Source organism: Flavobacterium praedii, assembly GCF_026810365.1.
Taxonomy (GTDB): domain Bacteria; phylum Bacteroidota; class Bacteroidia; order Flavobacteriales; family Flavobacteriaceae; genus Flavobacterium; species Flavobacterium praedii.
In genome coordinates, this window is the sequence record NZ_CP113948.1 from 990,686 (window position 1) to 1,004,388 (window position 13,703).

At 34.2% G+C, this 13,703-nt stretch carries 11 protein-coding genes; 1 reads left to right on the forward strand and 10 read right to left on the reverse strand.

Annotation, left to right across the window (positions count from 1 at the left end):
- Positions 1-14: 14 nt before the first annotated feature.
- The 9 genes from hisF to pckA form a co-directional block, all read right to left on the reverse strand.
- Positions 15-770 carry an imidazole glycerol phosphate synthase subunit HisF gene (gene hisF / locus OYT91_RS04285; protein WP_281239649.1) on the reverse strand — a complete coding sequence of 252 codons (756 nt, stop codon included), beginning with the start codon at positions 768-770 and terminating at the stop codon, positions 15-17.
- 56 nt (positions 771-826) lie between these two features.
- Positions 827-1,192, reverse strand: coding sequence for a four helix bundle protein (locus OYT91_RS04290; RefSeq protein WP_281239650.1), 366 nt, complete (start codon positions 1,190-1,192; stop codon positions 827-829).
- A gap of 198 nt (positions 1,193-1,390) precedes the next feature.
- On the reverse strand, positions 1,391-2,116 hold the full coding sequence (hisA, locus tag OYT91_RS04295; protein WP_281239651.1) for a 1-(5-phosphoribosyl)-5-[(5-phosphoribosylamino)methylideneamino]imidazole-4-carboxamide isomerase: 726 nt from the start codon (positions 2,114-2,116) through the stop codon (positions 1,391-1,393).
- A gap of 82 nt (positions 2,117-2,198) precedes the next feature.
- Entirely contained in the window at positions 2,199-2,786 is a 588-nt protein-coding gene (gene hisH, locus OYT91_RS04300) for an imidazole glycerol phosphate synthase subunit HisH (RefSeq protein ID WP_281239652.1), read from the reverse strand.
- A 77-nt stretch (positions 2,787-2,863) separates the two neighbouring features.
- Positions 2,864-4,000: a bifunctional histidinol-phosphatase/imidazoleglycerol-phosphate dehydratase HisB gene (hisB, locus tag OYT91_RS04305; protein ID WP_269222877.1), complete on the reverse strand. Its 1,137-nt coding sequence runs from the start codon at positions 3,998-4,000 to the stop codon at positions 2,864-2,866.
- A gap of 31 nt (positions 4,001-4,031) precedes the next feature.
- Positions 4,032-5,087, reverse strand: coding sequence for a histidinol-phosphate transaminase (hisC, locus tag OYT91_RS04310; protein WP_281239653.1), 1,056 nt, complete (start codon positions 5,085-5,087; stop codon positions 4,032-4,034).
- Entirely contained in the window at positions 5,077-6,369 is a 1,293-nt protein-coding gene (gene hisD, locus OYT91_RS04315; protein ID WP_281239654.1) for a histidinol dehydrogenase, read from the reverse strand. The genes hisC and hisD overlap by 11 nt, the downstream gene beginning before the upstream one ends.
- A gap of 124 nt (positions 6,370-6,493) precedes the next feature.
- A complete protein-coding gene (hisG, locus tag OYT91_RS04320; protein WP_281239655.1) occupies positions 6,494-7,351 on the reverse strand; it encodes an ATP phosphoribosyltransferase in 858 nt (285 codons plus the stop codon).
- Positions 7,352-7,785: 434 nt separating this feature from the next.
- The gene (gene pckA, locus OYT91_RS04325) at positions 7,786-9,420 is read right to left on the reverse strand and encodes a phosphoenolpyruvate carboxykinase (ATP) (protein ID WP_269222876.1); all 1,635 of its coding nucleotides are present in this window, start codon (positions 9,418-9,420) and stop codon (positions 7,786-7,788) included.
- A gap of 283 nt (positions 9,421-9,703) precedes the next feature.
- Here pckA and OYT91_RS04330 point away from each other — a divergent pair, with 283 nt between their 5' ends.
- Positions 9,704-11,404 (forward strand): putative transporter, encoded by a 1,701-nt coding sequence (locus OYT91_RS04330; protein ID WP_281239656.1) that lies wholly within the window; start codon positions 9,704-9,706, stop codon positions 11,402-11,404.
- A 157-nt stretch (positions 11,405-11,561) separates the two neighbouring features.
- Here the strand turns inward: OYT91_RS04330 and OYT91_RS04335 are convergent, their stop codons facing one another.
- Positions 11,562-13,538, reverse strand: a complete 1,977-nt coding sequence (locus OYT91_RS04335) for an alpha-ketoacid dehydrogenase subunit alpha/beta (RefSeq protein ID WP_281239657.1) — start codon at positions 13,536-13,538, stop codon at positions 11,562-11,564.
- Between the last annotated feature and the right edge of the window lie 165 nt (positions 13,539-13,703).

Below are 13,703 nucleotides of genomic sequence, written 5' to 3' on the forward strand. Positions count from 1 at the left end.
TAATTCCACCAACACTATACTCTAACCTCAATATTATTATTTTTAAGTTCTTTTTTTAACGCTTTGATTTCAATTTCTTTAAAATGAAATACGCTTGCGGCCAATGCTGCATCAGCTTTCCCCTCGATAAAGGTATCTACAAAATGTTGCACATTCCCTGCTCCTCCTGAAGCAATTATTGGGATATTAACCAATTGTGATAATTTTGCCAAAGCTTCATTTGCAAATCCATTTTTGGTTCCGTCGTGATTCATTGAGGTAAAAAGGATTTCTCCAGCTCCTCTCTCTTCCACTTCTTGTGCCCAATCGAATAATCGAATTTCAGTAGGAACCTTCCCTCCAACCAAATGCACCATCCATTCGCCTTCAATTTGCTTGGCATCGATGGCAACTACTATGCATTGGCTCCCGAATTTTTGTGCCAAATCATTAATCAACTGCGGATTTTTTACTGCCGAAGAATTGATAGAAACCTTATCTGCTCCGTTTTGAAGCAAAACTTCCACATCTTCTACTGTCGAGATTCCTCCACCCACAGTAAATGGAATATTGATAGTCGCAGCCACTTTTCGAACCAAATCTACTAATGTTTTTCTACGTTCTTCTGTTGCCGAGATATCTAGAAAAACCAATTCATCAGCACCTTCATCCGAATAGATTTTGGCCAATTCGACAGGATCTCCAGCATCACGCAAATCTACGAAATTAACGCCTTTTACGGTTCTTCCGTTTTTGATGTCGAGACAAGGTATTATTCTTTTTGTTAACATTATTTAAAGTTAGAGGTTAGAGGTTAGAATTTAGAAGTTCATAACCGAGAAAAAAATCACTTTAATTTACTTTTAGCTGTGTTTATAGAAGCTACTATTATTGCAACTAATTCATTCGCTTCTTTGCATAATCTTATCATTTCATTTTTCACATTTTCATCTTCTAAATCATATAGTTCCAATAAAATTTCAATAAAAAAATGGCTTTCATCAGCTTCTTCCTCAACTATTTTTAATTTATTGATAAAATCTGCTGTAGATTTGCCTCTTTGAGATGCCCTATAATTTGCACCGACAGAACTCGAACATCTAATCAATTGATTGACATAAGCATTATATTCTCTGGAATGAGGAAAACTTCTACAAAGTTTACCACAATCAATTGCGAATTTTTTAGTTCTTGCTTTTAAATCTTGGGCCATAATTTAAAGTTAGAGGTTAGAAATACGAATTTAGAAATAAATTAGAAAAATTAAATCTTGAAAATTTAGAATCCAAAATATAATTAAAATGATTCAAAGTTTTTTTTCATTCCAACTACTTCTAACCTCTAACTTCTTACTTCTAACTTCTTATTTCTAACTTCTTATTTCTAACTTCTTATTTCTAACTTCTTATTTCTAACTTTGAATTATATAATTTTCCAATTGTTTCAACGAAATTCGACCTTCGTAAATCGCTTTCCCGATGATAGTCCCTTCACAGCCCATTTCAGCTAATTTAGGAAGTTCATCAAATGTAGATATTCCTCCAGAGGCAATCAATTTTATGCCATTGGCTTCCGCTAAAATTTTAGCATACAAATCAAAACTTGGTCCTTCCAGCATCCCGTCTTTGGCAATATCGGTACAAATCACGTACTGAATTCCTTTGCCTTGATAGTCTTGGATAAATGGCACCAAATCTTCATCAGAATCTTCCAACCAACCTGAAACGGCTACTTTTTCGTTATTGGCATCAGCTCCTAAAATAATTTTATCCGAACCATATTCGGCAATCCATTTTTCAAAAATGGCTCTGTTTTTTACAGCAATACTTCCACCGGTGATTTGATTAGCACCAGATTCAAAAGCTATTTTTAAATCAGAATCAGCTTTCAATCCGCCGCCAAAATCAATTTTCAGTTTGGTTTGCGTAGCAATTTGTTCCAATATTTTATAATTTACAATTTTGCTCGATTTAGCGCCATCCAAATCTACCAAATGCAAGTATTCGATACCGTGTGCTTCGAATGATTTAGCTACTTCAAGCGGGTTTTCATTGTATATGATTTTTGTATTGTAATCGCCTTTGGACAAACGAACACATTTTCCTTCTATAATATCTATTGCGGGTATTATTCTCATTTATTTTTATTTAAAGATTTAAAGATTGAATGATTTAAAGATTTGTTAACAAAGCCGTTTAATTTTTAAATCATTAAATCTTTCAATTATTCAATTTTAGAAAATTTGCTAAAATTTTCTCCCCAACATCACCACTTTTTTCGGGGTGAAATTGCGTTCCAAAGAAATTATCATTCTCTAAAGCCGAAGAATATTCCACTTCATAATCAGTAGTTGCAATGGTTTCTTTGCAAATAGGTGCATAAAAACTATGGACCAAATACATGTATTCATTCTCAGCAATTCCTTTGAACAAATCTGATTTAAGATTGTAAATAGTATTCCAACCCATTTGGGGCACTTTTACTTTTGGAGAAAATTTGATGACATCTACATCAAAAATGCCCAATCCTACTGTATTTCCTTCCTCGGATTTGTTGCACATCAATTGCATTCCTAGACAAATTCCGAAAACGGGTTGTTTTAGCGTTGGAATCAAATTATCCAAACCACTTTCTTTAAGCATTTTCATTGCATAACTAGCCTCTCCTACTCCAGGAAAGATTACTTTATCGGCAGCTTTTATTTCTTCCGGATCATTGCTCAAAACTGCCTTGAATCCCAATCTTTCGATGGCAAACATGATGCTTTGAATATTTCCTGCTCCGTAATTTATGATTACTATTTTCATGTTTTTAAACCATTAAGAAATTAAGGTATATTAAGAATTTAAATCTCAATAATTTATAATTCTAAATTTATAATTATCTAAAGCATTCCCTTCGTACTCGGCAAAATCATCTTCTCTGTATCGCGTTTTACGGCAACTTTTATCGCTTTCGCAAAAGCTTTAAAGATGGCTTCAATTTTATGATGTTCATTGGTTCCTTCGGCTTTAATGTTGATATTGGCTTTGGCACCATCTGAGAAGGATTTGAAGAAATGATAAAACATCTCTGTTGGCATTTTACCTACCATCTCCCGTTTGAATTCGGTTTCCCAAACCAACCAGTTTCTGCCTCCAAAATCAATCGCTACTTGGGATAAGCAGTCGTCCATTGGCAAACAGAAACCATAACGCTCGATTCCCAATTTATTTCCTAATGCTTTGGCAAAAACTTCACCAAGCGCAATGGCTGTATCTTCAATCGTATGGTGCTCGTCAACTTCTAAATCTCCTTTAACCAAAATTTCTAAGTCCATTTGTCCGTGGCGTGCAATCTGATCCAGCATGTGGTCGAAAAAAGAGATGCCAGTTTCGATTTTGCTTTTTCCGGTTCCATCCAAGTTCAAATTGATGTAAATATCGGTTTCATTGGTTTTTCTAGAAATAGTTGCCGAACGCGCTTCTAGTTTCAAAAACTCATAGATTACTTTCCAATCGGTAGATTGCAAGATAATCACATCATCTAATTCCTCTCTTTTTACAGCAATTTCGGTGCTTCCTGCTCCTTCGGTGGTATTCATAAAAATAGCTTTTGCACCCAAGTTTTTGGCCAATTCCACATCGGTCAAACGATCACCCAAAACAAAGGAATTGGCTAAATCATATTCAGGATTGTCAATGTATTTAGTCAACATTCCAGTTCTTGGCTTGCGGGTTGGTGCATTGTCTTCCGGAAAAGAACGATCCACAAAAATATCATCAAAAAGAACGCCTTCGTTTTCAAAAGCTCTCAAAATAAAATTTTGGGTTGGCCAAAAAGTATCTTCCGGAAAACAGTCGGTTCCCAATCCATCTTGATTGGTCACCATAACTAATTCGTAGTCCATTTCTTTGGCTATTTTTGCCAAATATTGAAATGCTTTTGGGTAAAATTCCAGTTTGTCTAAACTGTCTAATTGGTATCCTTCTGGTTCTAAAACAATGGTTCCGTCACGATCTATAAAAAGTACTTTTTTCATTGGTTTCTTATTAATTTAACTCTTTCAGGGTTTAAAACCCTGAAAGAGTTATTGCATTGATTAATTTTTTATTTTCTTCCTCTGTTCCAATAGTCAAACGCAAACAATTTTCGCATAAAGGCTGCGTTGTTCTGTTGCGGATTACGATTCCTTTGGCTATCAAATTATCGTATCTTTTGTTGGCATCATCCACTTTAATCAATATAAAATTGGCTTCAGTTGGATAGATTTTTTCAACATATTTTATATCAAGTAATACTTTAAGTAATTCCTCTCTTTGCTTTATTATTGATTTGATTTCAGATTGTATTTCATCGGTATTATCCAATCTTTCCAAAGCTCTTTTCTGAGATAACTCGTTTACATTATAAGGTGGTTTTATTTTATTTAAAACGGCAATTATTTGAGCGGAAGCATAACAAATTCCCAATCGGATTCCCGCCAAACCGTATGCTTTTGAAAGTGTTTGTGTGATGATTAAATTAGGATATTGCTCCAGTTTTTGCAACCAACTTTCTTTTTCCGAAAAATCGATATACGCTTCATCAATCACTATCAAACCATTAAAATGCTCTAATAAAGTCATTACGCTTTCTTCCGAAAATGAATTTCCTGTTGGGTTATTGGGAGAACACAAAAAGATCATTTTCGTATTATCATCAATTGCCTTAAATATTTTTTCAATTTGAGGCTGAAAATCCGTGGAAAGCAATACTTCTCTATTTTCTACCGCATTGATATTAGCCAAAACGCCGTACATTCCATATGTAGGTGGTAACGTAATCACATTATCCACTTTTGGCTCACAAAACGCTCTAAAAATTAAGTCCAATACCTCATCACTACCGTTTCCTAGCAGCATTTGGTTTGTATTTACGTTGTTTTGTTTGGCAAGAATACTTTTTACAGAAGCTTGTTGTGGGTCAGGATACCGATTTACACCATTATTGAACGGATTTTCATTGGCATCCAAAAAAACCATTTCGGCGGTGTCAAAATCCTCAAATTCATCTCTTGCCGACGAATAAGGCTTTAAAACCTTGACGTTGTCACGAACTAAACTATCTAAATTAAAACTATTTATCATTTTCAAGGGCTTTTAATCGTAAAGTAACTGCATTTTTGTGGGCCTGTAATTCCTCGGCTTCAGCCATAATTTCAATAGCCGAACCAATATTTTGTATTCCAACTGCGCTGATTTTTTGAAAAGTCATCGATTTGGTAAAACTGTCTAGATTTACACCGCTATAATTTTTGGCATAACCATTCGTTGGTAAGGTGTGATTGGTTCCTGAAGCGTAATCACCAGCACTTTCTGGAGTATAATTTCCGATGAAAACAGAACCGGCATTGGCAATATTATCAACGTAAAAAGCTTCGTCTTTGGTGCAAATGATAAAATGTTCTGGGCCATATTCATTAATTAATTCTAAAGCGACTACATCATTTTCGACAAAAATCAATTTTGAATTGGCAATAGCTTTTTCTGCAATGACTTTTCGAGGTAAAACCTCCATTTGAGAGTAAATTTCCAGTTCGACAGCGTCAATCAATGTTTTTGAAGTCGATACTAAAATCACTTGGCTGTCTGTTCCGTGTTCGGCTTGAGACAATAGATCGGAAGCAATAAAAGCAGGAACTGCAGTATCGTCAGCCACAATCAATAATTCTGATGGACCAGCTGGCATATCGATAGCGACACCAAACTGAGTAGCCAATTGTTTAGCCACCGTTACAAATTGGTTTCCGGGACCAAATATTTTATACACTTTCGGAATTAATTCTGTACCAAAAGTCATTCCAGCGATGGCTTGAATACCTCCCACTTTTAGAATTTTGGTAACACCACATAAATACGCGGCATATAAAATAGCTGGATTGATGTTTCCTTTTTTGTCTGGAGGCGAACACAACACGATTTCGCTACATCCAGCAAGATTTGCGGGTACCGCCAACATCAATACGGTTGAAAATAAAGGAGCGGTTCCCCCTGGAATGTATAAACCAATTTTTTGGATTGGTCTTTTTTCCTGCCAGCAATTTACACCTTCAATAGTTTCTACTGTAACTCGATTCGTTTTTTGGGCTGCGTGAAATTTTTCAATATTTGACTTTGCCAATTGAATGGCTTGTTTTAATTCATCAGAAATTGTTGCGATGGCAGTTGCAATTTCACTTTGAGAAACTTCTAAATTTGGAACTGAAACGCCATCAAAAAGAGAAGTATATTTTGCCACAGCAATATCCCCTTTGGATTGTACTTCCTTGAAAATTCCTTTGACAGTTACCTCGATATCATCAACTGTTTTGGTTGGTCTTTCTAAAAGGGTTGACCAAGTTTCTGGTTTTGGATTGTATATTTTATTCATTTTAGCCCCCTAGCCCCCAAAGGAGGAATTGCTACAAGAGAGGTTGCCTGTATTTTTAATGTTTTTCAATTTTTTTTTAAATTTCTAGACTTCTAGAGAATTCCCCCTTCGGGGGTTAGGGGGCTTACAGTACCATTTTCTCAATTGGGCAAACTAGAATTCCTTCTGCGCCAACCTCTTTTAGTTGGTCTATTACTTCCCAAAAAGTGTCTTTGTCAATTACCGAGTGCACACTGCTCCAGCCTTCTTCGGCCAATGGCAAAACGGTTAAACTTCGCAATACAGGTAGAATTTTTCCGACTGCCTCAATTTTGTCATTTGGAATATTCATCAATATGTATTTTGATTTTCGTGCTCGTAAAACCGATTCTATTCTGAATTTTAAGGTGTCTATTATTTTTTGAGATTCAGGGCTTACTTTTGGAGAAACAGCTAATACCGCTTCACTTTTAAAAATAACCTCAACTTCTTTCAAATTATTTTTGAATAAAGTGCTTCCGCTAGATACAATATCGACAATTGCATCTGCCAGACCTATATTTGGAGCAATTTCTACTGAACCTGATATTTGGTGAATATCAACTGTTACTCCTTTAGAATTAAAAAAATCAATTACCGTGTTTGGATAAGAAGTTGCAATTCGCATTCCTTCTAAATCTTTTACGGATTTGTAATCGAATGTTTTTGGAACTGCTACCGAAACTTTGCATTTTGAAAAACCTAATTTTTGAATTACTTCAATTTTTTTTCCTTTTTCAACCAATAAATTATCTCCAACAATAGCTATGTCTACGACTCCATCAATTAAATATTGAGGTATATCCGAATTTCGTAAATACAAAACCTCCAAAGGAAAATTAGAAGCTTCTGCTTTTAATTGGTCTATACCATTATCGATAGAGATACCTGCATCTTTAAGGATTTGAATGCTTTCTTCGTTTAAACGACCTGATTTTTGAATGGCAATTTTAAGTGTACTCATTTTAGTTTTTTTAGTTTTTTGTTTAGATTAAAGCTTGAGTACAAAGAATAGGCAATAAAAAACCCGTTTGATGTACTCAAACGGGTTTAGATTATTGTGATTTACACGCATACCATTAACACATCGCTTGAGAGCAATTATGAGAATGATGATGATGTAATTGAATTGATAACATAACTTTATAATATTAGATAACTCTTTGTTTCTTTTGCAAATATAGAGGATAAATCAATTACAATCCAATTTTTATTTTAACGTTTCGATAATTATTTGTTAAATTAAATATGCTTAGGCAATAAATATGATAAAATAGTGAAAAGTAATTAAATATTGTAAAAAATCATGGTTGTTTAAAAATGTTAAACACCTATTAGTACTATTTTACATATTACCAACAGGTGTTTAACCAATCCTAAATAATTATTAGTAATTTACTAATTTAAAACAGCTTCCAAAGAAGGTCCAGCAGCGACTAAACGTTTTCCTTCTTCAGTATCTGTATATTGTTCAAAGTATTTGATGTAACGAGAAGTTAAATCTCTTGCTTTGCTTGCCCATTCTTCTTTATCAGCATAAGTATCTCTTGGGTCAAGGATTCCTTCGCTTACTTTTGGTAATTCAGTTGGAATCGTCAAGTTTAAGAATGGAATGTCAATTGTAGGTGCATTTTCAATTTCACCACTAATAATTGCATCAATTATTGCTCTAGTGTTTTTTAATGAAATTCTTTTTCCAGTTCCATTCCATCCTGTGTTAACTAAGTATGCTTTTGCATTGTGTTCTTTCATTTTACCAATTAATGTTTTAGAATACATTGTTGGGTGTAATGTTAAGAATGCTTCACCAAATGCTGGAGAGAAAGATGGTTCTGGAGCAGTAATTCCTCTTTCAGTTCCTGCTAATTTAGAAGTGTATCCACATAAGAAGTGGTATTGAGCTTGATCATCAGTCAATATAGATACTGGAGGCAATACTCCAAATGCATCAGCAGAAAGATAGATAATTTTGCTTGCGTGTCCTGCTTTTGAAGGCAATACAATTTTGTTAATATGGTGAATTGGGTAAGAAACTCTAGAGTTTTCAGTAATTGAATGATCGTAATAGTCGATTTCTCCATACTCATCAACAATTACATTCTCTAATAATGCATCTCTTTTGATTGCTCTCCAGATGTCTGGTTCATTGTTTTCGCTCAAGTCAATTACTTTTGCATAACATCCACCTTCATAGTTGAATACACCATTGTTATCCCATCCATGTTCGTCATCTCCAATTAAGTAACGTTTTGGATCTGCAGATAAAGTAGTTTTTCCTGTTCCAGAAAGTCCAAAGAATACTGCTACATCTCCTTTTTCACCTACGTTAGCTGAACAGTGCATTGAAGCCATTCCTTTTAAAGGCAAGTAGTAGTTCATCATTGCGAACATTCCTTTTTTCATTTCTCCACCGTACCAAGTTCCACCAATAATTTGGATTTTTTCAGTAAGATTAAATAAAACGAAGTTTTCTGAATTTAATCCTTGTTCTTTCCAGTTTGGATTAGTTGCTTTTGAACCATTCATTACAATGAAATCTGGCTCACCAAAGTTTTCCAATTCATAGATAGAAGGTCTGATAAACATATTTGTAACAAAATGTGCTTGCCAAGCCACTTCCATTACGAAACGAACTTTAAGTCTTGTATCCGCATTTGTACCACAAAATGCATCAACAACATATAGTTTAGGTGAAGTTGAAAGTTGTTCTAATGTTAAAGCTTTTAATTCATCCCAAATTGCTTTAGTTGTAGGATAGTTAGGAGAACTAATTCCACTTTCTTTATCCCAGCAAATTGTATCTTTTGTTACATCATCTTTAACAATATATCTATCTTTAGGAGAACGACCAGTGAAAATTCCGGTTTTTACAGCTACAGAACCAGTATCAGTTAACGCTCCTTTTTCATACCCTTTTCTTTTATGAGAAACTTCTGCTTGGTATAATTCTTCATAAGATGGGTTATAAACTACTTCATGGTATCCTGTGATTCCTAAGTTGTGTAATTCCTGAATAATTTTAATGTTTTTCATGATTTGTTATTTATAATTTGATGTGTTATTTTCTTTCTCAAAGGTACTTTAGTAAATAAGGAAAAAAGCTGATTTTTATCATGTTTAGTAAAAAAATATACGCAAACGTTTTCGCTTTCGTCTTGTTTTACAAGGGTTTACAAAGGTTTTTTATAACTCAAATGAATTGGTTAACAATTTGATTCTTAGAAACAAAATAAAACAAAACTGACTTTTATCATATAAAATTAGCAAATTTTTCAATTTATTTACACTATTATTTACAACTAAAATACTATAAAATATGTTTGAATGGTTTAAATTATTGTTTACTCCGACCGAAACACCGGAGATGACTCAGTCATTAATTGTATTATTTTTGACTATAAGTGTAGGTTTTTTTGCGGGTAAACTTAGAATCGGTAGCGTTTCGCTTGGTGTTTCCGCGGTAATGTTCGTAGGTCTTTTTCTAGGGCATCTTGGCTTTAGTATGGAAGCAGAATTAATTCAATTTGTACGAGAGTTTGGTTTAATTCTTTTTGTTTATGGAATTGGTATTCAAGTAGGGCCAACTTTCTTTTCTTCTTTCAAAAAAGAAGGATTAATTTTTAATGCTTTGGGAGTGGGAACTGTTTTTTTAGGAGGAATTATCACCTATTTAATTCACTTATTTGCCAGCGTTAAAATTGAAAATGCTGTTGGATTAATGTCAGGTTCCGTTACTAATACACCAGGATTAGGAGCTGCAAAATCCACTCTTATTGAAATTCAAAAACAACTCAATTTCCCTTCAGACCATTTTGCGGATCCTGCTGTTGCTTATGCTATTACTTATCCGATCGGTGTATTTGGGATAATTATGATTATAATTTTGGCAAAAAACGTTTTGAAAATTGATTTAAAAAAAGAAGTAGTGTTGCTTAAAGAAAAAAATAAAGATCATGAAAATCAAATCGTTCGTCAAAAATGTAGAGTAACAAAACCTGAAGTTGTTGGAAAAACAATCCGTCAAATATTGAAGGAGTTTCATATTGATGATGTGATTATTTCCAGACAAAAACAAAGTGGAACTAAAGTAGTATTTTCTCCTTCATTAGATTCGACAATAAAAGATAAAGACGTTTTGATGGTAGTGGCCAAACAAAAAGACATTAATAAATTCATTGATATTGTTGGAAAAGTTTCTACAGATTTATTTATTGAGTCTGAAGATGATATTACTACCAAAATACTTAGTGTAACCAAAAAAACAGCTACTCATAAAACATTGGCACAATTGGATTTGTACAATCAATTTGGATTGAAAGTAACTCGCGTTGTGCGTTCTGGATTAGAAATTTTAGCTCAACCTACTTTAGAACTTTATTATGGCGATACTTTATTGGTAGTAGGTGGCAAAGAAGCTATTCAGGAGGCTGAAAATATTATTGGAAATTCTAAAAAGATACTTTTGGAACCTGATTTTCTTTCTCTTTTTGGGGGATTGATTTTTGGAGTTATTATTGGTTCAATTCCAATTATGATTCCTTCTTTGCCTGTTCCTTTAAAATTAGGATTAGCTGCAGGACCTCTTTTGGCCGCTTTATTTATCAGTAGATATGGTGGTGTTGGAGTTATTCATTCGTATATCAATAATGGTGCAATTCACTTCATGAAAGATTTTGGTATTTGTTTGTTCTTTGCTGCCGTAGGGATTAAAGCAGGACATGGTTTTTATGATAATTTTATAGCAAATGATGGATGGATGTGGATTTATTATGGTTGTTACATTACTTTTATACCATTAACAATATTGGTTTTGATAAGTCGTTTTGTGTTCAAACTTAATTTTTATCAAATGGTGGGTATTATGAGTGGTTCTTATACGGATCCAGCTGCTTTGGCTTTTAGCACCAAATATTTAGATTCGGATATCCCAAATCAATCGTATGCAACGGTTTATCCTTTGGTTACCATTAGTAGAATTTTGGTTGCACAATTGCTTATTTTACTCTTTGCGAGTTGATGTTGTAACTATTTATTTCAATTAAAAAGAGGCTGTCTAAATTTAAATAGACAGCCTCTTTTTAATATACAATTGATTTGAACCATTAAGATATTAAGAAAATTAAGTCTTGAAGTCTTCCTTAATAAACTTAATATCTTAATGGTTAAAAAATTTTTTAATACTCCAAAAGCGCTTTTAATTCGGTTTCAAATCGCCCTTTCGGCAAATATTGATCTTCGAGTGCCTTTGTAAACGGAATAGGAGAATCCAAACTGGCCACACGTTTTACAGGAGCATCCAAGAATTCAAAACAATTTTCCATTATCAATGCCGAAATATCGCTGGCAACGCCGCCAAACATAGAATCTTCTTGGTAAATGATGACCCTTCCCGTTTTCTTAACCGATGCATAAATAGCTTCAGTATCCAAAGGTTGAAGCGTTCTTAAATCCAATACATCTGCTTTTATTTCAGGGTTTTTATCTAAAGTTTCCAAAGCCCAATGTACCGCTGCTCCAAAAGAAATAATCGTGACATCATTTCCTTCTTTGAGTAAGGCCGCTTTCCCCAAAGGAATGGTATAATAATTTGTTGGAACATCTTGAGAAAAACTTCGGTACAATTGTTTGTGTTCGAAGAACAATACAGGATTTGGATCATTGATGGAGGCATTCAGCAAACCTTTTACATCATACGGAAAGGCAGGATAAACGACTTTTAATCCCGGTGTTTTGGTAAACCAAGCTTCATTGGTTTGGGAGTGAAAAGGCCCTGCTTGTGTTCCAGCACCGCAAGGCATTCGAACCACAACATCGGCTTTCTCCAACCAACGGTAATGTGATTTTGCCAATAAATTTACTATTGGATTAAATCCTGTCGAAACAAAATCTGCAAATTGCATTTCGACAATCGCTTTGTAACCGTTAATGGACAATCCCATAGCAGTTGATATCACTGCACTTTCGCAAATGGGTGTATTTCGAACGCGCTCTTTGCCAAATTGCTCCACAAAACCATCTGTTATTTTGAAAGCACCACCATATTCGGCAATATCTTGTCCCATGATAACCGATTTTTCGTGTCGTTCCATTGATTGGCGTAAACTGTTGGAAATAGCATCTATAAAACGGATATTTTCTGTTTCCGAATTAGGTTGAAATTCTTCGTGAATATACGGTTTATAAACATCGTTTAATTCTTCTTCATAAGTAGCTCCTATTTCGGGTTCGGCATTGGCCATGGCCCAACTTTCATCAATGTCTTTTTTGATTTCATGTTGAATTTCATCATCATATTCTTTTGTCAGAATATCATTTTGATACAAATAGCTTCTGTAATTGTCTACTGGGTCTTTTGCGGCCCATAAATCCATTAACTCTTTGGGGACATATTTTGTGCCACTAGCCTCTTCATGGCCTCGCATTCTAAAGGTTTTGAATTCCAATAAAATGGGGCGAGGATTTTCAGTCATAGCTATTTTTAGTTCGGTAATTAAATTAAAAACGTCCAAAATATTATTCCCGTCAACAATATGACTTTCGATACCGTAGCCTATTCCTTTATCGGCTAGATTTTCACAACGGTATTGTTCGTTTGTTGGTGTTGATAAACCATATCCATTATTTTCGATGATAAATAGAACTGGTAAATCCCAAACCGCCGCAATATTCAAAGCTTCATGAAAATCACCTTCGCTTGTGGCGCCTTCTCCGGTAAAAACAGCTGTTACTTTTCCGTTTTGTTTTAATTTATTGGCTAATGCTATTCCGTCTGCAACCCCCAGTTGAGGTCCCAGATGCGAAATCATTCCGATAATTTTATATTCTTGCGTTCCAAAGTGAAAACTTCGGTCTCTTCCTTTGGTGAAACCATTGGCTTTGCCTTGCCATTGTGAAAAAAGACGTTGCAAGGGAATATCTCTTCCTGTAAATACACCTAAATTGCGGTGCATGGGTAAAATGTATTCATCTGTATCCAAAGCTGCTGTAATTCCAACAGAAATAGCTTCTTGCCCGATTCCGGAAAACCATTTGGACACTTTTCCTTGTCTGATGAGGATTAACATTTTTTCCTCTACCAATCTTGGTTTCAAAATTCTTTTATATAAATTTAGTAAGGTATCGTTGGATAGGTTTTTTTTATCGAAATTCATTTTTAGGGGTTTATTGATACAATTCAAAGATAAATAAATATAACAGTTTCAATGTTAATTGTTATAATATTTTGAATTATGAATAATTAATGAAAAGAGTTATCTGTTTTATTCTTTATATTTGTCGTTACGAAGTTTTAGACTTCTAAAGTATAAAATACAGAC